We start from the raw sequence: 20,573 nt of genomic DNA, 5'->3' as shown, positions 1-20,573 counted from the left end.
GGCTCCGTTTTGGGTTGAATACAATTGCTAATTGCTATTGATGTCCAATTCTGTATCGCCATGCCCGGAGGCCCAATCACGTAAGTCTTGCCACAGCAGCCCTAACGTTTCATACCAGTAACGCTCGGTTTGTTCTAAATAACGTGCTCGAGGAGCGTATTTTTCCCAAGGTTGCTCAATATTCGTTTGCGCTAAGAAATTGGTTGGCGCAGGTATTGGGTCAATACCTGCAGAATTAAACTCTTTTAACGCTCTTTCCATATGACTGGCTGATGTTACCAAAACAAGCCTACGCTGTTGGACAAAGGCGGCGGCCTGTCGTGCTTCTTCCCAAGTATCTTTAGCTGTTTCTAGCAAAATAATATCGGATTTACTCACTCCAAGCGCTAGGGCCACCACGGCTAGCATACGCGCATGGCTAAATTCTGACCCGCCAGAGTAGCCTGATAAAATCAATTTTGAGCCGGGGTACATACGCATGACACGTATGCCTTCGTTTAAGCGTACCAACGCAGTGCGGCTGAGTTCCGAGGTCGGCGGGATTTGGTCATCCACTACGTGGCCGCTGCCTAAAACCATCACATAATCGATGGTGCCATCAACGGGGAGAAAAGCCGAGTATTGTCTTTCCAAAGGCATTAGCATGCGCGTTGCAAAGGGTTGGAAAGAGATAAGAAATATCCCCACTAAAGAGAAGAGGACAAACATACAGCCAGTCTTACGTCTGACGGTGAACATTATGAGCATTAATCCGACAAAACCGAGGATTAGCATTGCCGGAAGAGGCATTAATAATGAGGAAACAACTTTTTTCAGCTCAAACATATACAAAATAGTCCGAAAAAACACCACTTGATAATAAAAAGGAACAAAGCCCCTTTATTCCTGCCATTCCTATGACAGAATAGCAGCACGATTCGCTATCATAACTCAAGCCACTGTGACTGAAGACCGGAATTTCGACGATATTGCCCACAAATTTGCAAAAAACATATACGGCTCTGACAAAGGTGAAATTCGTCAAGTCATTGTTTGGCAAGATCTTGAGCAACTGCTCGCTTTGTTGAGCAACCACCCAAAACCTTTGCAAGTGCTTGATGCTGGAGGCGGTTTGGCACAAATGTCACAAAAAATAGCCAAGCTTGGACACCAAATCACGCTGTGTGATTTATCCTCTGAAATGCTTCAACTTGCGGAACAAGAGATCCGCAAAAATGGTCTGCTTGAGCAGTATCGGTTGGTACATTCCCCCGTGCAATCCATCCAATCGCACCTTAGTGCGCCAATGGATGTTTTGTTGTTTCACGCGGTGATGGAATGGTTAGCCGAGCCAAAACCCGCATTGCAGAATTTGTTAGAGCAAGTTAGGCCAGGTGGTATGGCATCAATCATGTTCTATAACCATCATGGCTTGGTGTACAAAAATGTTGTCTGTGGCAACATTCCCCATGTATTGGAGGGTATGCCGCATCGCAAGCGGTTTAAGCTCCAGCCTCAGCAAGGGCTAAAACCTGAAGAAGTGTATCAATGGATCGAAGAATCAGGATTTGAGATTTGTGGAAAATCGGGCATCCGATCATTCAGTGACTATATTGGGAATGTGAAAAATATGGGTGACTACCAATATGAAGATGTACTGGCACTCGAACAACAATTATGTAGACAAGAGCCGTACCTCTCGCTAGGTCGATACATTCATGTATGGGCGAAAAAGAAAATAGAGCAGGAATAACAATGAGTGAGATGACTCAGAACGCTGCACAGCAACCTATTGATGAATTGGTTAGCTGGGTAAAACAGCATGATTTCTCATTGAACCTGACGACAGAACGACTGGCGTTCCTTATTGCCATTGCAGTATTGAGTAACGAAAGGTTTGATGAAGAATTAGGTGAAGGTGAGTTACACGATGCGTTTGCCATCGTAACTCGCTTATTTGAAGAAACCGGTGAAGCCTCCGCGTTTCGTGCCAATAATGCGATCAATGAGTTGGTAAAACAGCGCTTAATGAGCCGCTTCACCAGCGAGATGACTGATGGCGTTAGCATTTACCGTTTGTCACCGTTGGCTATTGGTATTACGGACTACTACGTCCGCCATAGAGAGTTTTCCAAGCTGAAGCTCTCAATTCAGCTTTCTATGGTCGCCGATGAAATGGCCAAGGCGATTGAAGCCGCGAATAAAGGTGGTACCCCAGGGCATTGGAAAAAGAACGTCTACGGCGTATTAAAATACTCGGTAGGGGAAATTTTTGATCGTATCGATTTAAACCAACGTGTGATGGACGAGCAGCAGCAATCGGTCAAACTGCAAATCGCAGAGTTGCTGAATAAAGATTGGCGTGAAGCGATCAACAACTGTGAATCGTTATTGTCTGAAACTTCTTCAACGCTGCGTGAACTGCAAGACACTTTACAAGCGGCGGGGGATGAGCTGCAAACGCAAATTTTGGATATTCAAGAATTGGTTTATGGCGAAGCCGAACTCGAATTTATTGAAGAAATCCTGTTTGGATTACAGATGAAACTTGATCGCATCACCAGTTGGGGACAACAGGCGATCGATCTCTGGATTGGCTACGACCGCCATGTCCATAAATTCATTCGTACCGCCATTGATATGGACCAAAACCGAGCGTTTAGCCAGCGTTTACGTCAATCACTCAGCGACTATTTTGACGCGCCTTGGTATCTCACTTATGCCGATGCTGAGCGTTTAACCGACCTTCGTGATGAAGCTCTCGTCTTAAGAGATGATGAGGTGATGGGGCAAGTGCCTCCAGAAGTGGAGTACGAAGAGTTCCAGCAAGTCAATGATGAGCTCTCCTTGCGTATCGGCAGCATGCTCAAAGGTCATAAAGATCAAGGGATGCCAATTGATTTAGGACGAGTACTGAGAGACTACCTCGCCACTCATCCCCATACACATCATTTTGATTTAGCACGAATTATTGTTGATCAAGCGGTGAGACTTGGCTACTCAGAGCAAGATTACCAAGCCATCCAACCTGACTGGCAAGCGATCAACGATTTTGGTGCAAAGGTACAAGCAAATGTCATCGACAGATATTAATGAATACATGCCAGAAAATCTGGCTAAAGCGATTTCAAATCCTTTATTTCCTGCGCTAGATAGCCAGCTTCGAGCTGGGCGTCATGTTTCTAGTGATGATTTGGATAATCACACCTTTTTATTGTATTTTGAGCCCGATTTAGCGCTGTTTTACCAACGCTATAACACCGAATTAGTCAAAGCGGCGGAAGGCTTTTTTTACCTGCGTCCTCGCTCTACTGCTTTAATCAATCGTAGCGTGCTGTCTGAGTTGGATATGCTGGTCGGCAAAGTGCTCTGTTTTCTGTATTTGAGTCCTGAACGCCTTGCGCACGAAGGCATCTTTACTAATCAAGAATTGTACGAAGAGCTACTGTCTCTGGCCGATGAAAAAAAACTGATGAAGCTCGTCACCAACCGAGCCAGCGGTTCAGACTTAGACAAAGAAAAGCTGTTTGAAAAAGTGCGTACCTCATTACGTCGTTTACGTCGTTTGGGGATGATCATCCATTTAGGTGATACCAATAAATTCCGTATTAGCGAAGCCGTATTTCGTTTTGGTGCCGATGTGCGCATCGGTGACGACATGCGTGAAGCGCAACTGCGTTTGATCCGCGATGGTGAAGCGGTTGTTCACGCCCAAGAACCGAATCAAGGCAGCTTGCTGGATAACGAAGACGAGATTGAAGAACAAAATGTTAACGAGCAAACAGAATGGGAAGGTGAAGCATGATTGAGAGAGGTAAATATCAATCGCTAACCATGATCAATTGGAACGGCTTTTTTGCTCGGACTTTTGATATTGATGGATTAGTTACCACCTTATCGGGCGGTAACGGTGCGGGCAAATCGACCACCATGGCGGCATTTATCACCACCTTGATCCCAGATCAAAGTTTGCTCCATTTTAGAAACACCACCGAAGCGGGCAGCTCACAAGCGTCTCGCGATAAAGGCTTATACGGTAAACTGCAAGCGGGCGCATGCTACGCCGCGTTGGATGTAGTGAATTCACGCAAACAGCGTTTACTGTTTGGCGTTAAGCTACAACAGGTGGCGGGGCGTGATAAGAAAGTTGATATCAAACCGTTTGTGATTCAAGGCTTGCCAAGCCATGTCAAACCAACCGATGTGCTGATTGAAAACGTCTCAGACAACCACGCTCGCGTGCGTCAACTCAATGAAGTGAAAGAGATTGTCGCGAAAATTGAAGGGGCGCATTTTAAAGCGTTTAGCTCCATTGTAGATTATCACGCGCAGATGTTTGAATTTGGCGTGGTGCCGAAAAAACTGCGTAACAGTAGTGACCGTTCAAAATTCTATCGCTTGATTGAGGCTTCTTTATACGGCGGTATTTCTAGTGCCATTACTCGCTCGTTGCGTGATTATCTATTACCACAAAATGGCGGAGTGAAGAAAGCATTTCAAGATATGGAATCGGCGTTGCGTGAAAACCGCATGACGTTAGAAGCGATCAAAACTACGCAAGCGGATCGCGATCTCTTCAAGCACCTGATTACCGAATCGACAAATTACGTGGCCGCTGATTACATGCGCCACGCCAACGATCGCCACAATAAGCTAGAGCAAACGCTCGCGTTGCGTAACGAGTTATTCGGCTCTCGCCACACATTGATTGAGCAAAATCGATTACTCAATCAAGTTCAAGAAGAGCTTGAACTGCTGTTAGAGCAAGAATCTACCTTAGAGCAAGATCACCAAGCCGCTTCTGATCACTTGCAACTGGTGCAAAACGCACTGCGTCAGCAAGAGAAAATTGAACGCTATCAAGAGGATTTGCAAGAGCTCACTATTCGCCTTGAAGAGCAAATGATGGTGGTCGAAGAGGCGCAAGAGCGCGTCATGATGGCTGAAGAGCAAGCGATTATCTCTGAAGATGAGGTCGATAGCTTAAAGAGTCAACTGGCCGATTACCAACAAGCATTAGATGTTCAACAAACGCGAGCCTTGCAATATCAACAAGCCGTACAGGCGCTCGATAAAGCCAAACAGTTGCTAAATGATGATCAGTTAACACCAGAGCGTGCCCAAGCACAGGTTTCTGATCTCAAGCATCAGCAAGACGCTAACACTACCACCTTATTAGCGTTAAAGCATAAATTGGACATGTCTTCGGCCGCGGTCGAACAGTTTGAGCAGGCACTGAAATTGGTGCGCAGTGTGGTGGGTGAAGTGCCTCGTCACGATGCGGCTCAGCATGCAAAAGCCATCATGCAGCAAGCGCGTAACGCCCAGCAAATCAGCCAAAATGAAGCACAGTGGTATGCACAGCAGCGAGATCTGGAACGTCGCTTAAATCAGCAGCAAGTGGCGCGTCAGTCCGTGGTTGAATACCAAAAGCAACACCATATTGACTTGCACGATGAGCTAACACTAGAGCAAGAGCGCGAGCGCCACGCCGCTCTGATTGAATCGCTGGAGTATGAACAAGAAGCGCTGCGTGAACAGCGCAGTGAGCAGCGCCGTACCGAGCAAGATAAACAGGCTGAAATTCAACGACTGGAATCGATCGCTCCGACTTGGATTGCTGCCAACGATGCATTGCATACCTTACGCGAACAAAGTGGTGCAACATTAGAAAATAGCCAAGCTGTGATGGCGCAGATGCAGCAAGTGCTTGAGCAAGAAAAAGCACAATCAATCGCTAAAGATAAGCTGGCAGAACGTCGCGCGCAGCTTGAAAATGAAATCGAGCGCTTGGCGTCTCCTGGTGGTTCAAATGATCCTCGCTTGAAAGGATTAGCGGATAGCTTAGGTGGCGTTTTACTGTCTGAAATTTACGATGACATCACGATTGACGATGCACCTTATTTCAGTGCCATGTACGGCCCAGCTCGCCATGCGATTGTGGTTTCGGATTTATCTGGCATCAAAGAGAAGCTGGTCGAGCTTGATGACTGCCCAGAAGATCTGTACATCATTGAAGGGGATGTCGATGCCTTTGATGATAGCTCGTTCAATGCTGACGAATTGGAAGGAGCGGTATGTGTTCAGCTCAATAACCGCCAAATGCGTTATTCTCGTTTACCTGAGATCCCACTCTTTGGCCGCGCCGCGCGTGAACAACGTTTAGAGTTACTGCGTAACGAGCGCGAAGAAGTGGTGGAAGAGCACGCGAAAGCGGCGTTTGATTCACAAAAACTGCAACGTCTATACCACAGCTTTAACCAATTTGTTGCTTCACACATCCAAGTTGCTTTTGAAGCCGATCCAGAACAAGCAGTGCAAGCTGCACGTGAGCAACGCAATCAACTGGTCCGTGTATTGGCTGAATTGGATGCAAAAGAGCAGCAGCAGCGCAACCAGTTACAGCTAAGCAAACACGCGTTAACGATGCTCGATAAGCTGGCTCCTAACATGTTGCTCATTGAAGATGAGGCATTGCAAGCACGTTTCGATGAAGCTGAGCTGAACATTAATCAATTGGCGGAAGCGAAAGCGTTTTTAAGCTCGCACGGTAAAGCCATCGCGGAGTTAGAGCAGCTTGCTTCAGCGCTTGAGGTTGACCCGCAGCAATTTGATGCACTCACTGCACAATATCAGCAAGCGGATCAGGCTCTTCAGACATTGAAAGTGCAGATCTTTGCACTCTCAGACGTGATTGAACGCCGCCACTATTTTAGCTATTCCGATTCGGTTGCTCTGCTCAGTAAAAGTAGCGAGCTAAGTGAGCAGCTCAAAAACAAATTGGTTGAGGCAGAAAGCGCCCGTACCCGTACTCGTGATGAGCTCAAACAGGCTCAAAGCCAAATGAACCAATATAACCAAGTGTTAGCGGCCTTAAAAAGCTCGCATCAAGCTAAGTTGGAAACGGTTCAAGAGTTCAAGCAGGAGCTACAAGAGTTTGGTGTGCATGCCGATGAAGGTGCGCAAGAGCGTGCTGAACGTCGTCGTGATGAATTGCAACAGCGTCTGCATGCCTCACGTACCCGTAAGAGCGAGTATGAACGTACACTGACCGCAACTGATCTTGAAATGAAAGCATTAGTTAAACGGTTGAAAAAGGTGCAGAAAGATTATCAAGATCTGCGCACATTTGTGGTGAATGCAAAAGCAGGGTGGTGCTCTGTATTACGTTTGGCGCGTGATCACGATGTTGAGCGCCGCTTGCATAAACGTGAGCTGGCGTATCTATCGGCCGATGAACTGCGTTCCATGTCGGATAAATCGTTGGGCGCGCTGCGTTTAGCCGTCGCAAGCAATGACGACCTACGCGATGCACTGCGTTTGTCGGAAGATAACGCACATCCAGAACGCAAAGTCTTGTTCTACATCGCCGTGTATCAACATCTGCGTGAGCGTATTCGCCAAGACATCATTCGCACTGATGATCCTGTTGAAGCGATTGAAGAGATGGAAGTGGAGCTTGCGCGTTTAACTGAAGAGTTGACTCAACGTGAAAACCGTTTAGCGATCAGCTCTGAATCGGTGGCCAGCATCATCAAAAAAACCATTCAACGTGAGCAAAATCGTATTCGGATGCTCAACCAAGGTTTGTCTAACATTAACTTTGGTCAGGTGAAAGGCGTTCGCCTTAACGTGAAAGTACGCGAGAGCCATGAAATCCTACTCGCGGGATTATCTGAAAAACAGAGTCAGCATAAAGATCTGTTTGAGAGTACTCGTTATACCTTCTCCGAAGCGATGGCGAAATTGTTCCAGCGTGTTAACCCGCATATCGATATGGGGCAACGTTCACCGCAAGTATTGGGTGAAGAGCTATTGGATTACCGCAACTACTTAGAGCTGAGTGTTGAAGTAAATCGCGGATCCGATGGCTGGTTGCAAGCAGAATCGGGCGCGTTATCGACTGGTGAAGCGATTGGTACTGGGCAGTCTATTTTATTGATGGTAATTCAAAGTTGGGAAGAGGAATCTCGTCGTCTACGCAGTAAAGACATCGTTCCATGTCGTTTACTGTTTTTAGATGAAGCGGCGCGTTTGGATGCTAAATCCATTTCAACCTTGTTTGAACTGTGCGAGCGTCTGGATATGCAACTTTTAATTGCTGCGCCAGAGAACATTAGCCCTGAGAAAGGCACGACTTATAAATTAGTGCGCAAAGTGTTTAAAGATCACGAACACGTTCATGTGGTCGGTCTACGGGGTTTTGGTCAAACTGAAAAACCAAAATCAGAAGCACAGCAGATGGCCGAAATGCTGTAAGCATCGCCTCCATCGCTAATAAAAAAGCCCAATACTCCTGATAGAGATTGGGCTTTTTAGTGATTAAATTTGGTGAGAGTTACTCGCTTACCTCACCTGAACCGAATTGCTTTGCGGCATAAGCCACGCGTTCTTCGGGGCTGGGATAGATAAGTTGCGTACCTAAACTTTCAATATGCTGCAAGCGTGGCAACAGCCCTGCGCCATTCGCTATCTGGATAGCAAGCCCTGGGCGAGCGTTCAGTTCAAGTACCATTGGTCCTTCTTCTTTATCCAACACCATGTCGGTTCCCATATAACCAAGGCCGGTCATTTCCCAAGCGCTAGAGGCTAAGGTGAGTAGCTTTTTCCAATGTGGTACTTGCAGCGTTGAGAGCTCTTTGCCGGTATCTGGGTGCTCAGTGATGGGTAAATTAAACTGCACGGCTCGTACTGCTTTTCCTGTCGCAATATCAAGACCTACGCCAACAGCGCCTTGGTGTAAGTTGGCTTTACCATCAGAAGCCGAAGTCGAAAGGCGCATCATCGCCATGACGGGGTAACCTTTGAAGACAATAATGCGTACATCAGGCACACCTTCATAGCTAAAGCCTTCGAAACAATCGTCAAACTTAATTAGGTTTTCAACCACAGCAACATCATTTTTACCGCCTAGTGAAAATAGTCCGGCCAAGGCATTACTGATGTGGCGCTCAACATCTTGCTGGTTGATGGTCGCACCAGAAGGTTTAGTGTACACACCATCCTTGTGCGACATAATCACTAAAATTCCTTTACCACCGCTTCCGCGTGCAGGTTTTATCACAAAGCCCGGCCACTCTTTAACCATGGCATGGATCGACTTCACATCCGCTTGATTACTGATCACACCAATCAGTTTTGGCACAGTACAACCCGCACGCTGCGCAATCAATTTGGTTTGTAACTTATCATCAACCAATGGGTATTTTGAGCGATCGTTATAGCGACCAATGTAGCTATGGTTGCGCTTGTTCATGCCCATAATGCCTTTACGGCGTAGCTTAAATGGAGAAGTGTATTCGGATAATGAAAACATCTTTACTCCTCGGCTAACGGTTTAAAACGGCGAAGTTCAGTTAAACGGTATCCAGTATAGGTTCCCAATAGCAGAATGGCAGCTAATACGATCAGTTGTAAGCCAATAAAATTAAAGGTTAGGTGTTGGACATAAGAGTTAGTCATTGCTAAGTAGATTAAGATGGAAGTAAAGAGCGAGCCGCCACCTTGTAAAATCACCTCTTTTGCTCCTTCTTCTTCCCATAGAATCGACATACGTTCGATGGTCCAAGAGAGAATGATCATCGGGAAGAAGGTAATGGATAACCCTTCGGTCAGCCCGATCTTAAAGGCAACGACGGTAAAGACAGAGATGATGAGTATTACCGCAATGATGACCGCCGATATCCGTGCTACCAGTAGCAGGTTCAATTTCGATAAATAGCTACGAATGATCAAACCCGTACCGACGATAAGCAGAAAGCCCACGATACCTGTCAGTAATTGAGTTTGAACAAACGCCACGGCGATCAGTACCGGCATGAAAGTACCTGAGGTCTTTAGCCCAATAATCACCCGCAAGAACACCACAATTAATGCGCCGATAGGAATCAACATGATGGTCTTGAACATCGCTTGCTCTTCAAGCGGCAAACTGTGAATAGAGAAGTTTAAGAGTTTGTCGGCCTCAATTTTATTATTGGTTGCCGTTTGAGGTGAAACATCTTGAGACAGCATAGTGAAGTGAACTTGGCTGTTTTGCCCACCCGTGACATCCAGCAGTGAAACGTTGGATTCATCCCAAACCAGTAGGTTAGGGTGGTTGGGCTGCGTACCTGTTTCAGGGTTAAAAAGTACCCACTGATCGCCATTCCATATTTCGTTCATGTGTTGAATCGTTTGACGGCGGCGACCATCTTCGAGCTGAATAACACCAACGACTTTATTGGGAATTTGAGAGTATGACAGCAGTTTTTGTGTGGCGTCCACTTTGCTCATTTTATTAAGCAGCAAAGAGGCGTTTTGGCTATCGGCGTCATTGAGATTTTTAATCAGTTCGCGGGTAAAAGTGATGTTATCCGCCGAGCGTTGATTCGCTCGTTCAATTAATGCGATAGCCGCTGCTTCTTCTGGGCCGTCAAAGGTTGGCTTGACCACATCACCGATGGGGGGGATAGGGGCCGCTTTCGCTTGAGGATCGACTAAAAATTGGCTTTTGTAGTAAATAGTTTGTGGGCCAGTTGCTTTGCGGATTGACCACTCAACACGTTTGCCCGTATCAGTGGTAACGTAAGCTACGCCATAACCTGGTGATGATGACGATTCATTGATCAAAGTATATCCATCTTGAGTATGAGGTGCGGCTAAAGAGACTTTGGCTTCTTTACCTAACGCATTGAATTCGACGCGTGCTTCAATATCCCAAATTTGGCGAGTTTCTCCAGGTGTCCATGGCACCCCGTAAGTTTGGTGGCGAACTACACTCAGTGTAATTCCTGCCACTATCAGCAATAAAACGGATAGATAAAATGGAACTCGTGACGTCATAAATGTCCTTGCTACTATTTAGTTTCGGTTTGGATGTACTTGCGACTGACATCGACTAACGCGATATCACGAATAAACTCGCGGCCTAGAAGAATAGCATGGCTCATTTGAGAGCGATCAGCTAAGGTGAACTGTGCTTTTTCGTGAATACTGCCTAATTTTACCCACAGCTCAACAACGGCTCTGCGTTCCATTTCTTCATTGGTCGATTGGCGAATTTTAACGTAGCGAATAATGGGTGATTCAATCCAGTTACTTTCGTCTGTTGCTCTATCTCCATCGGAAAGATGAAAGCGCACCCAGTTTTTCCCATTACGTTCAAACTCTTCAATATCAATCGCATTGAGTGAAGAGGTGGCGGCCCCTGTATCAACTCGAGCATCAAAGGTTTGTTTGATCGAATCAATCGTGACTTTTTCGACTTCACCTAAAATGACGTCATAGCGTGATTTTTGAATAGAGGTTGTAGCGACTGGAATTATCACATCATCATTACTGGTTGCTTCTACACGTTTTTGTTGGTTATTGGTCGTGGTCTGCTTAAGTTTGGTCAGTTTTTGATCGAGCTTTGATATTTGGTTTTCAAGGCTTTCAATGTAATCATTCTGGTTACTTAGCTGAAGCTCAAGGTTGGTCATTGTGTTGCTGAGGTTTGATTCGGCAGTTTGAATCGCTGCGAGGGTAGCTTGGTGGTATTGTTCACCATTGGTTAGAGTGCAACCTGACAGTAAGGCAATGGCAATGACGGGGGCTACAGACTTAAACATTTGCGACCTTATGTGTTTGTAATGAATACGGATAAACCGAAGTTTAGCTAACAAAATTTAGCTGATAAAAAAGGATGCGTACGGCATCCTTTGACAAGGGTAGTATTATACGCATAGCCAAGCGTTAAAACTGTGTCAATTATAGTTTTTTTGCTACCAAAATAGCGCGTCGTGGTGCGGGATACCCTTCTACGGTTTTGCTTGGGTCGTTTGGGTCAAGATAGTCGGGCAATGAGTTGTGCGTCATCCATTGAGTTGTTCGTTGTTCATCAACAGAGGTGACGCTTTCATCAACGATACGCACGTCACCAAAACCACATTTCTCAAGCCACACTTTGAGCGCTTTGGCGGAAGGGAAAAAATAGACGTTACGCATTTGTGCGTAGCGGTCGACAGGGACCAACACCGCATTTTCATCGCCTTCAATCACCAGCGTCTCAAGAATCAATTCGCCCCCTGTGACCAACTGATTTTTCAATTGGATCAGATGATCTAGCGGTGAGCGGCGATGGTATAGGACACCCATGCTAAATACGGTATCAAAGGCGTTCAATTCGGGTAACTGTTCAATGCCTAGTGGCAGAAGATGAGCACGTTGGTCATCACCCAATAGTTTACGCACCGCTTCAAACTGCACTAAAAACAGGTGCGAAGGGTCGATACCCACACACAGGCGAGCACCTTCGCCAAGCATACGCCACATGTGATAACCATTACCACAGCCGACATCCAGCACGGAACGGTCTTTCAGCGGTGAAATGTGGGGCAATACGCGGTCCCATTTCCAATCGGATCGCCACTCAGTGTCGATATGGATACCATGTAAGTGATAAGGGCCTTTGCGCCAAGGATGAAAAGTTTTAAGCAAACTTTCTAATTTCTTCTGTTCGCCTAACGTCAGCGGTGTACTATTTGAGAGAGTGACTGACTGTTTGAGCTCGATCAGCTCAGGTGTACCCGAGGGGATTTTATTTAACGCACGAACCCAGCGGTCAAAGTCGCCATGCTCTGCATTTTGCCAGTCCGTCAACTGCTGTGGCAAAACGTTTAGCCAAGGTTGAAGACGGGTATCTTGAGCGATCAGTTGATAAAAATTGGCAAAGTTAAACATGCAAAGCGTATTCCTAGATTAGGTAAAAAGATCCTAGATAAATGGCTGGTCAGGTTTTGGCCCTTCTAGGGAAAAGAGCTAAAATGTCATTCTATTATTTGATAGCGAACTATTATTTAATAGCGAACATCGAGCCAAAGTTGAAACACTGGAACCACACTTCATAACTTGAAAAGCCAATGTGTTTAAAGCGAGCTTTATGTGTTGTGATGGAGTCTGGGCGCATCACATTTTCAATCGCACTGCGTTTTTGACTGATTTCTAATTCGCTGTAACCATTGGCTCGCTTGAAATCATGATGAAGGTCAATTAGCAGATCATGCGCCGTTTCATCTTCAAAAATGTACTTTTCAGATAAAATCAGTATGCCACCGGGGCGAAGACCCACGTAGATTTTTTCAAGCAGTGCGAGCCTATCTTCTGGCGATAGAAATTGCAGCGTAAAATTGAGCACTACCACTGAGGCATCACGAATTTCAATCTCACGAATGTCGGCCTCAATCACCTCGACAGGCGTATCCGAACGATAGGCGTTAATGTGCAGCTTACAACGCTCCACCATGGCAGGTGAATTATCAACCGCTACAATTTTACAACCTTCTTGGCGAATATGACGACGCATCGAAAGCGTAGCCGCGCCTAAAGAGCAACCCAAATCGTAAATGGTAGAGTGTGGCTTAACAAAGCGTTCAGCTAACATGCCGATTGCCGAAATAATATTGCTGTACCCCGGCACAGAGCGCTGAATCATATCAGGGAAGACTTCAGCAACTCGTTCATCAAAGGTGAAATCACCAATCTTATCGATTGGGGCAGAAAAGATGATGTCTTTATGATGGCTCATGGTGTACCTCATGGCGGCGCGCAACAAGCAGTGCTGACGGCTGCACTACCTTAAAAAAGGCGCACATTCTAAGAGAAAAGTGTGCGCGTGTCATTAACCTCGCACGCGATCATCAAAATAGGGTGATTTGGTGTTGGTCATCTTGGGCTGGAAATGTTGTCAATGTAGGTAATGTGAGTCGTTGTTGCAGCTGTTGGTATAGCTCGGCGGCTAATAATGGGGCTTCAATATTGTCTGGCGTGTGGACCATAAGATAAGGTTGTTTTCCTTGTTCGATCCAATGTGGCAGTTTGGTCATCCACGCTTCAAAAAAGGGGTAATTGGCCTCTAACTCTGGGTGGCCGATAAAACGGATCATCGGCGTTTGTGCCGTGGCAATGGCGTGAACAGGGACTTTAGGTTTCTTTTTCTGTGCATCAATGATGACGTCGGTCGTCGGTTTGGCCGAAAAGATAGGACGACTATCCATAATGATTCGATCAATCGACGATTCAACTAACCATTGATTGAGCGCTTTTTCAGCTTCTCCCTTAGCAAAAAACTCAAGGTGCCGCACTTCAACACTCAGTGGAAAACCCGCGGGAAAATAGGCGCAGAATTTTTTCAACTGCTCTAAGTGCTGTGGGCCAAAAGTAGCTGGCAGTTGGATGGTCCATAATCCAACACGAGAGTGTAGAGGCTCCATCAGCATCATAAAATCTTTTAACTGATCTTGGCAGCCAGTGAGCTTATGTTCGTGGGTAATAGCTTTGGGCAGTTTGAACGTAAACCGAAAATCAGCATGAGTGGCGGCGCGCCAGTTCTGCACTGTGTTCATGGAAGGTGACGCATAGAAAGTAGTGTTGCCTTCTACGGTATGAAAAACCCTCGCATACTTTTCAAGACGCTGCGCAGCAGGCGTTCCCGCGCCGTAAAACGTACTTTGCCAGCCTGCATGTGACCACATGGTAAGGCCGAGTCGCAGTGGTAAATTCATCATACTGACCTTTTATCCATTACTAAAAATAAATACTCTACGAGAGTTTTGATGATTTTGGTATTTTAACGCTATAATCAGCCGCAATTTCTCAGCGGTGTTGCTATTTTGGTTGATTATTGATTTAAAAAGCAGCAACCCTTGATAAAACACAACAAATTGTATTCTGGAAGGTCGATTTTGCACATCTTTCAGCGTATAAATGGAACTTTGCGCTGCTCAGATAATGACGCTGAGCGGCTTAGAATTGATAACTAATTAGAGATTGGGAAATTCATTATGCGTAGCCATTATTGTGGTCACCTGAACAAGTCCCTCGCAGGACAAACTGTGGAGTTGTGCGGCTGGGTTAATCGCCGTCGTGATTTAGGCGGTCTTATCTTTATTGATATGCGAGATCGTGAAGGCATCGTTCAGGTGGTGGTTGATCCAGATATGGCGGATGTATTTGCAGTAGCTAACCAACTGCGTAATGAATTCTGCATTAAGCTAACTGGTGAAGTACGCGCGCGTCCAGAAAGTCAAATCAATAAAGAGATGGCGACTGGCGAAGTGGAAATTCTCGCGAGTGGGATCTCGATTATCAACCGCAGTGATGTTTTACCACTGGATTTCAACCAAAAGAACTCAGAAGAGCAACGTCTAAAATATCGTTACTTAGATCTACGCCGTCCAGAAATGAGTGATCGTATTAAGCTGCGCGCTAAGGCGTCTAGCTTTGTACGCCGCTTCCTTGATGAACACGGTTTCCTCGATATTGAAACGCCAGTTTTGACGAAAGCAACGCCAGAAGGTGCGCGTGATTATTTAGTACCAAGTCGTGTGCACAAAGGCAGTTTCTATGCACTTCCTCAATCGCCACAACTGTTTAAACAGTTGCTGATGATGTCAGGTTTTGACCGTTACTACCAAATCGTAAAATGTTTCCGTGATGAAGATTTACGTGCTGACCGTCAACCAGAATTTACTCAAATCGATATTGAAACGTCATTTATGACGGCAGATCAAGTGCGTGAAGTGACCGAAAAAATGGTTCGCAACATGTGGCTAGAACTACTAAACGTTGATCTAGGCGATTTCCCTGTGATGCCATACAGCGAAGCGATGCGTCGCTATGGTAGTGACAAGCCGGATCTGCGTAACCCACTGGAATTGGTTGATGTTGCAGACCTTGTGAAAGATGTGGATTTCAATGTTTTCTCTGGCCCAGCTAATGATGCTAAAGGACGCGTTGCGGTTATTCGTGTACCGGGTGGCGCGGCATTAACTCGTAAACAAATTGATAGCTACGCTGAGTTTGTTGGTATTTATGGCGCGAAAGGTTTGGCGTGGATGAAAGTCAATGACCGCGCTGCTGGCTTAGAGGGTGTTCAATCTCCGGTCGCGAAATTCCTTTCGGCTGACATTGTGGAAGGTATTTTAGAACGCACTCACGCTGAGTCTGGCGACATCATTTTGTTTGGTGCCGATAAAATAAAAGTGGTGACTGAAGCCTTGGGTGCGCTGCGTTTGAAATTGGGTAAAGATCTGGCGATCACCAATGAAAATTCATGGGCTCCACTATGGGTTGTTGATTTCCCGATGTTTGAGGAAGATGACGAAGGTAACTTGCATGCTATGCATCACCCATTTACCGCGCCACTTAACTTAACCGCGCAAGAGCTGCAAGCCAACCCCGCGGTTGCAAATTCAAATGCTTACGACATGGTATTAAACGGCTATGAAGTGGGCGGTGGCTCGGTGCGTATTCACAATGCTGAAATGCAATCTGTGGTGTTTGATATTTTAGGTATCGATGCGCAAGAGCAACAACTGAAATTTGGCTTCCTATTGGATGCGCTGAAATTTGGTACGCCACCACACGCAGGTCTTGCATTTGGTCTTGACCGTTTGGTGATGCTGTTGTGTGGTACGGAAAATATTCGCGATGTGATTGCCTTCCCTAAAACAACCGCAGCCGCTTGTTTGCTAACGGATGCACCGAGTCTGGCTAACCCAGCGTCGCTCGAAGAGTTGGCGATTGCGGTGACGGTCGCAAAAGAAAAAGCGCAATAAACGCAACGGTAGCAGGGTGGCGAAAGTCACCCTCTTTTTTGCCCCCGCGTAGGGTTATCCTTTTTTATTTGAGTGAACCTTGTTCTCTCGCCAATTGACTTAGTGACAGGAATCTCTCTTTTGGCTCAAATGTATTTCTATTACTCTGCGATGAATGCAGGTAAATCAACCACTCTTCTACAATCTTCTTTCAACTATCAAGAGCGTGGTATGACGCCCGTGATCTATACCGCCGCCATCGACGACCGTTATGGTGTTGGTAAAGTAAGTTCAAGAATAGGATTGGAATCAGACGCCCAGCTTTTTACCGCTGAAACGAATTTGTATGATGAGATCAACGCACTGCACGAGCAACAAAAGCGTCACTGCATTTTGGTTGATGAGTGCCAATTCTTAACCAAAGAGCAAGTCTATCAATTGACTGAAGTGGTCGATAAAATCGGCATTCCGGTACTGTGCTATGGCTTGCGTACCGATTTCTTAGGTGAGCTATTTGAAGGGAGTAAATATCTACTTTCTTGGGCCGATAAGCTGGTGGAATTGAAAACAATTTGTCATTGTGGCCGTAAAGCGAACATGGTCATTCGCACCGATGAACATGGAGTGGCGATTGCCGAAGGTGATCAAGTCTCTATTGGTGGTAACGATAAATACGTGTCGGTATGTCGTCAGCACTATAAAGAAGCCTTGGGTAAGTAAATTCATTACTTCTGCGCCTTGAACAAATTATTCGATAGGGAGGTTTAGCCTCCCTATCTATTTTGTATGCCCCACAACTTGTGTTACCACTCAAATTGACTCAGAACTTGGTAAGCAAGTGTCACATCGTCTGGGATCGGTTGCTCAATCTGAAATCCTTGTGCTGGGTAGTCGCGGACTCGCACAAAATCGTCTAATAGCGCACTCAGTACAACATCAACGGTGAAATCCTCATCAAGATAATCGAAAAATGTCTCTTCGCCAGAGGTCACCATCAATGACTCAAATGGGGCGGGCCACTGCTTAACAAATGTGGCGTAGGCACGACGTTCCATGAAGGGTTTTTGAACCACAATAATACGTTGCGCAGTGATCGATTTTTCTGCCAATAGATGGTGACTAAATCGTACATTTTCTCCAGAGTGAGTCGCCTTTTTTTCCAGTAAAATCGCGTGGGTTGGGACGCCACAATCTTTGGCTATGTCAGCAAAGGTTTCTGCTTCGCTTTTAGCAAATTTACCCTCAGTAAAACGCCCTTGTCCGCCAGAGAAAAGAAGGTAGGGGGCCAAATTTTGTTGGTACAAATGTGCAGCATACTCAGCCACGCGCAAATCATTGCTGCAAAACACCATAATGATATCGGCCGCGACGAGCTCATGCTTCATCTGCATGTACTGCCACAAGGTTTCAATGTGTTGGTAGAGATGTTTACTCATTCAGTGCCAGTGCCTCTAACGTGTGTGAATAATGAAATTGATAGCCCAATTGGCTCAGCTTGTCGCTTAAGATACGCTTGTCTGCAATATCGACAATTGGCGGCAATGGTGAGTCTAGCTCGGCGGCCGCCAACGCGGCTTGATAAAACTCAGCTTTACTCACGGTTTGTGGTGTGGTGGCGTTAACGACCTGGTTGGAGAGTTTTTCGCTGGCAAAAATCAGTGCACCAATGGCGTCTTTTTGATGCAACATATTAGCTGGTGCAAGCCGGCTGACTTGCGCCAAACGCGCTGCAAATCGTGAGGGATGACGCTTTGGTCCGATCAAGCCACTACAGCGTACAATGACATAATCCAGCCCTGAATCGATAACGTGTTGCTCGGCTTGCAACATGATTCGTGCTCCTTCACTGAAGTTTGAGTCATTTTGCGCCAGTGACAAGGAGGCATCCTGTTCACTCATGGGTTGTGCAATGTCAGGATAGACGCTGGTTGAGCTGACCATGACGATTTTACGCACATTAGCCAGCTTTGCTTGTGCGACTAAATGCTGCCACTGCTGCGCATACTCTTGCCCTCTTCCCTTGCGAAAACCGGGTGGAAAGCTGCCTATCACAATTTCACTTTTTTGAGCAATAAAGTGCTGCGATAAGCTTTGGTCGCGCAGAGAAAGATCGCATACAAAGCCTGTGATGCCATGTTGCGTTAACTCAAGCATTCCTGCCGTTTGGGTGCGGCTGGCGTAGACTTGGTGGTTTTCGGTAAGAGCTTGCGCTAGAGGAAGGCCTAGCCAACCTGCGCCAATGAGGGTAATGGTGCTCATAAAATGTACATCCTGTATTGATTGTATGCCGATCAGGCATCGGTGAGTGGACTAAGCTGGCGCAACAACTGCCTGACCATTTTATGGATAGGATCGGCGCTCATGCGCTGATGCTGAATGACATCAATGTTGGTATACCAAGCCAGCTGTTCAAACTCAACAGGGACACGCACTAATTTCCCCATCGCTTGTTCACTTTCGGCTAAATAGCTTGGCAGCAAACACCATCCTAAACCGCTTAACGCCATCTCTAATAATAGATAGTAGTTATCGGCGTACCATATCTCGGGGCTAAAGGCTTGATGGAAACTGCTGGTTTTATGGCTGCGTGAGCGGATAACGAGTTGGCGATGCAATCTTAGCATATCGATATGGGGCGCTTGATGCTGAGCCAATTCATGCTCTGCGGCCACATAAACATCAAAACGGATTGAACCGACATTTTCAAAATCAAGGTTATTCGGTAAGGCCAATTCACTGAAGATGATCCCACAGCTAGCGCGACCTTGTTCCACCATCTCAATCACATCGGTACTTGATGCACTTAAACATTCAATTTCAATGTGTGGAAACTGTGTGGCTAACTGTTTGAATAAATGGGTTAACCCTTGTAACGGGATCCCTTCATCCATCGCGAGCGAAAGCTGTTGATTGGGTGATGAAGCAAGCAGTTGTGCTTGTTGCGCTAAGCGTTGATGTTGCTGCAACGTCGCTTGCGCATACGGTAGAAGTCGTTCGCCTTGCGCGGTTAATCGTGGATAACGGCCGGAGCGATCAAACAGTTCTACACCGCAATCAATTTCTAAATTGATGATGTGTTGGCTAACGGCCGATTGAACTTTGCCCAACTGTCTTGCCGCGCCGGAGAAAGAGCCACTCTCAACGGTTGCGGTGAAGGCTTGCAACTGATCAATACTCAACATATCTCATTTACCGATACTATCTAACTTTTTAGTATCTTCAATATAGATGAAAATGAGTCCATTCAACACCTCAGACGAAGAATAAAGAGGAGAAAAATGATGTCAATGAGAGAGCTGTCGATGAAAGAGCGCCTTTTCCATGCAATAACGTTTGAAGTGACCGCATTAGCGTTAATTATTCCAATCTCCGCATTGGTGACAGGGCAGGGAACGGGGGATTTAGCCATGATAGGTATTGGTTTGAGCCTATTTGCCGTAGCGTGGAACTATCTATACAACGTTTTGTTCGACCGAGTGTTTGGTACCAACCGATTAGCGCGTACGGTTAGCTTACGTTTGTTACACGCGACCGGTTTTGAAGGTGGGCTCGTCTTTATTTCTATTCCGGTGATCGCTTGGGTTTTAGACGTATCGATGTGGGATGCATTGATTTTGGAAGCTGGGTTTCTGACCTTTTTCTTTATCTACACCACACTGTTTAACTGGGGATATGATCGAATTCAGCCCTATCAACGTTGGATTGAGCGAATGGCCAAATAAAGAAGGGCGGTTTTTTAAAGGGGCAAGGCAGCCAGCAGAGTCTCGGCTGCCTTTGCAGGCTAGATTAAGAGTTCAAAACGCGCAGCACGCGCTCTGCATGCTCGGCCACTTCGATGCCTTCATCCGTCAAATAGCCACCATCAGGTAATGTACATAGACCTTTTTCGTAAAGACGTTGAACGGCGGATTGCATGTCGTCAGACGCATCATTGCGGACTTTAATGCCAGTCGCAGCGCTGCTTAAATCAAATTGGAGGAGTAGATTGAGCTCGGCGATATTTTGTTGAGTAAATTTCATCTCGACACCTATATAGTG

Annotated in this window: 17 protein-coding genes and 2 pseudogenes; 7 read left to right on the top strand and 12 right to left on the bottom strand. The window is 46.1% G+C overall.

Annotated elements, in window-relative coordinates:
* Positions 1-27 precede the first annotated feature (27 nt).
* Positions 28-852: an envelope biogenesis factor ElyC gene (gene elyC / locus AACQ42_RS06590; protein ID WP_017049875.1), complete on the bottom strand. Its 825-nt coding sequence runs from the start codon at positions 850-852 to the stop codon at positions 28-30.
* A gap of 88 nt (positions 853-940) precedes the next feature.
* Here elyC and cmoM point away from each other — a divergent pair, with 88 nt between their 5' ends.
* From cmoM to mukB, 4 genes are read left to right on the top strand one after another with little or no spacing between them, the layout of a single operon-like run.
* A complete protein-coding gene (gene cmoM, locus AACQ42_RS06585; protein ID WP_064625018.1) occupies positions 941-1,732 on the top strand; it encodes a tRNA uridine 5-oxyacetic acid(34) methyltransferase CmoM in 792 nt (263 codons plus the stop codon).
* A gap of 2 nt (positions 1,733-1,734) precedes the next feature.
* Entirely contained in the window at positions 1,735-3,072 is a 1,338-nt protein-coding gene (gene mukF, locus AACQ42_RS06580) for a chromosome partition protein MukF (RefSeq protein ID WP_017047723.1), read from the top strand.
* Positions 3,053-3,784 (top strand): chromosome partition protein MukE, encoded by a 732-nt coding sequence (gene mukE / locus AACQ42_RS06575; protein WP_176429696.1) that lies wholly within the window; start codon positions 3,053-3,055, stop codon positions 3,782-3,784. Before mukF ends, mukE begins: the two co-directional genes overlap by 20 nt.
* Positions 3,781-8,238 carry a chromosome partition protein MukB gene (gene mukB, locus AACQ42_RS06570; RefSeq protein ID WP_094165924.1) on the top strand — a complete coding sequence of 1,486 codons (4,458 nt, stop codon included), beginning with the start codon at positions 3,781-3,783 and terminating at the stop codon, positions 8,236-8,238. The genes mukE and mukB overlap by 4 nt, the downstream gene beginning before the upstream one ends.
* Positions 8,239-8,317: 79 nt before the next feature.
* On the opposite strand, the gene AACQ42_RS06565 is transcribed toward mukB, so the two are convergent.
* The 7 genes and pseudogenes from AACQ42_RS06565 to AACQ42_RS06540 form a co-directional block, all read right to left on the bottom strand.
* Positions 8,318-9,295: an alpha-L-glutamate ligase-like protein gene (locus AACQ42_RS06565; protein ID WP_019280854.1), complete on the bottom strand. Its 978-nt coding sequence runs from the start codon at positions 9,293-9,295 to the stop codon at positions 8,318-8,320.
* Between the two features lie 2 nt (positions 9,296-9,297).
* The gene (locus tag AACQ42_RS06560; RefSeq protein WP_017044665.1) at positions 9,298-10,803 is read right to left on the bottom strand and encodes an inactive transglutaminase family protein; all 1,506 of its coding nucleotides are present in this window, start codon (positions 10,801-10,803) and stop codon (positions 9,298-9,300) included.
* A 14-nt stretch (positions 10,804-10,817) separates the two neighbouring features.
* Positions 10,818-11,243, bottom strand: a pseudogene (locus AACQ42_RS17580) (ATP-dependent zinc protease family protein); the annotation flags it as partial.
* 122 nt (positions 11,244-11,365) lie between these two features.
* Positions 11,366-11,570, bottom strand: a pseudogene (locus tag AACQ42_RS17575) (ATP-dependent Zn protease); the annotation flags it as partial.
* A gap of 139 nt (positions 11,571-11,709) precedes the next feature.
* Positions 11,710-12,681, bottom strand: a complete 972-nt coding sequence (gene cmoB, locus AACQ42_RS06550; protein WP_017043928.1) for a tRNA 5-methoxyuridine(34)/uridine 5-oxyacetic acid(34) synthase CmoB — start codon at positions 12,679-12,681, stop codon at positions 11,710-11,712.
* Between the two features lie 112 nt (positions 12,682-12,793).
* Positions 12,794-13,537 carry a carboxy-S-adenosyl-L-methionine synthase CmoA gene (gene cmoA, locus AACQ42_RS06545; protein ID WP_064625030.1) on the bottom strand — a complete coding sequence of 248 codons (744 nt, stop codon included), beginning with the start codon at positions 13,535-13,537 and terminating at the stop codon, positions 12,794-12,796.
* 100 nt (positions 13,538-13,637) lie between these two features.
* Positions 13,638-14,504 carry a DUF72 domain-containing protein gene (locus AACQ42_RS06540; RefSeq protein WP_094165923.1) on the bottom strand — a complete coding sequence of 289 codons (867 nt, stop codon included), beginning with the start codon at positions 14,502-14,504 and terminating at the stop codon, positions 13,638-13,640.
* 276 nt (positions 14,505-14,780) lie between these two features.
* Here AACQ42_RS06540 and aspS point away from each other — a divergent pair, with 276 nt between their 5' ends.
* Positions 14,781-16,556, top strand: a complete 1,776-nt coding sequence (gene aspS, locus AACQ42_RS06535) for an aspartate--tRNA ligase (RefSeq protein ID WP_088732277.1) — start codon at positions 14,781-14,783, stop codon at positions 16,554-16,556.
* Between the two features lie 120 nt (positions 16,557-16,676).
* Positions 16,677-17,255, top strand: a complete 579-nt coding sequence (locus tag AACQ42_RS06530; RefSeq protein WP_026027614.1) for a thymidine kinase — start codon at positions 16,677-16,679, stop codon at positions 17,253-17,255.
* An 83-nt stretch (positions 17,256-17,338) separates the two neighbouring features.
* Here AACQ42_RS06530 and AACQ42_RS06525 read toward each other — a convergent pair whose 3' ends face one another.
* Genes AACQ42_RS06525 through AACQ42_RS06515 form a run of 3 tightly spaced genes read right to left on the bottom strand, consistent with a single transcriptional unit; the run spans position 17,339 to position 19,717 of the window.
* The gene (locus AACQ42_RS06525; RefSeq protein WP_094165922.1) at positions 17,339-17,971 is read right to left on the bottom strand and encodes a YdcF family protein; all 633 of its coding nucleotides are present in this window, start codon (positions 17,969-17,971) and stop codon (positions 17,339-17,341) included.
* Positions 17,964-18,794, bottom strand: coding sequence for an NAD(P)H-binding protein (locus AACQ42_RS06520; protein ID WP_094165921.1), 831 nt, complete (start codon positions 18,792-18,794; stop codon positions 17,964-17,966). The genes AACQ42_RS06525 and AACQ42_RS06520 overlap by 8 nt, the downstream gene beginning before the upstream one ends.
* Before the next feature lie 32 nt (positions 18,795-18,826).
* Positions 18,827-19,717, bottom strand: coding sequence for a LysR family transcriptional regulator (locus AACQ42_RS06515; RefSeq protein ID WP_010318618.1), 891 nt, complete (start codon positions 19,715-19,717; stop codon positions 18,827-18,829).
* Positions 19,718-19,813: 96 nt separating this feature from the next.
* On the opposite strand from AACQ42_RS06515, the gene AACQ42_RS06510 reads away from it, so the two are divergent.
* Entirely contained in the window at positions 19,814-20,257 is a 444-nt protein-coding gene (locus AACQ42_RS06510) for a PACE efflux transporter (protein WP_094165920.1), read from the top strand.
* A 64-nt stretch (positions 20,258-20,321) separates the two neighbouring features.
* Here the strand turns inward: AACQ42_RS06510 and AACQ42_RS06505 are convergent, their stop codons facing one another.
* On the bottom strand, positions 20,322-20,555 hold the full coding sequence (locus AACQ42_RS06505) for a TIGR02647 family protein (protein ID WP_010318620.1): 234 nt from the start codon (positions 20,553-20,555) through the stop codon (positions 20,322-20,324).
* Positions 20,556-20,573 lie beyond the last annotated feature (18 nt).

It is taken from the genome of Vibrio sp. V12_P9A6T4, from assembly GCF_963874835.1.
GTDB classification, from domain to species: Bacteria; Pseudomonadota; Gammaproteobacteria; order Enterobacterales; family Vibrionaceae; genus Vibrio; species Vibrio anguillarum.
This window is presented reverse-complemented; position numbering and strand designations above follow the sequence as displayed.

Bases quoted from the DNA above. Each gene is read 5' to 3' on its own strand.
- cmoB (WP_017043928.1), bottom strand. From the start codon at position 12,681: ATGTTTAACTTTGCCAATTTTTATCAACTGATCGCTCAAGATACCCGT.
- AACQ42_RS06565 (WP_019280854.1), bottom strand. From the start codon at position 9,295: ATGTTTTCATTATCCGAATACACTTCTCCATTTAAGCTACGCCGTAAA.
- mukF (WP_017047723.1), top strand. From the start codon at position 1,735: ATGAGTGAGATGACTCAGAACGCTGCACAGCAACCTATTGATGAATTG.
- AACQ42_RS06510 (WP_094165920.1), top strand. From the start codon at position 19,814: ATGATGTCAATGAGAGAGCTGTCGATGAAAGAGCGCCTTTTCCATGCA.
- mukB (WP_094165924.1), top strand. From the start codon at position 3,781: ATGATTGAGAGAGGTAAATATCAATCGCTAACCATGATCAATTGGAAC.
- aspS (WP_088732277.1), top strand. From the start codon at position 14,781: ATGCGTAGCCATTATTGTGGTCACCTGAACAAGTCCCTCGCAGGACAA.
- mukE (WP_176429696.1), top strand. From the start codon at position 3,053: ATGTCATCGACAGATATTAATGAATACATGCCAGAAAATCTGGCTAAA.
- AACQ42_RS06515 (WP_010318618.1), bottom strand. From the start codon at position 19,717: ATGTTGAGTATTGATCAGTTGCAAGCCTTCACCGCAACCGTTGAGAGT.
- AACQ42_RS06560 (WP_017044665.1), bottom strand. From the start codon at position 10,803: ATGACGTCACGAGTTCCATTTTATCTATCCGTTTTATTGCTGATAGTG.
- cmoA (WP_064625030.1), bottom strand. From the start codon at position 13,537: ATGAGGTACACCATGAGCCATCATAAAGACATCATCTTTTCTGCCCCA.
- AACQ42_RS06525 (WP_094165922.1), bottom strand. From the start codon at position 17,971: ATGAGTAAACATCTCTACCAACACATTGAAACCTTGTGGCAGTACATG.
- AACQ42_RS06540 (WP_094165923.1), bottom strand. From the start codon at position 14,504: ATGATGAATTTACCACTGCGACTCGGCCTTACCATGTGGTCACATGCA.
- AACQ42_RS06505 (WP_010318620.1), bottom strand. From the start codon at position 20,555: ATGAAATTTACTCAACAAAATATCGCCGAGCTCAATCTACTCCTCCAA.
- AACQ42_RS06520 (WP_094165921.1), bottom strand. From the start codon at position 18,794: ATGAGCACCATTACCCTCATTGGCGCAGGTTGGCTAGGCCTTCCTCTA.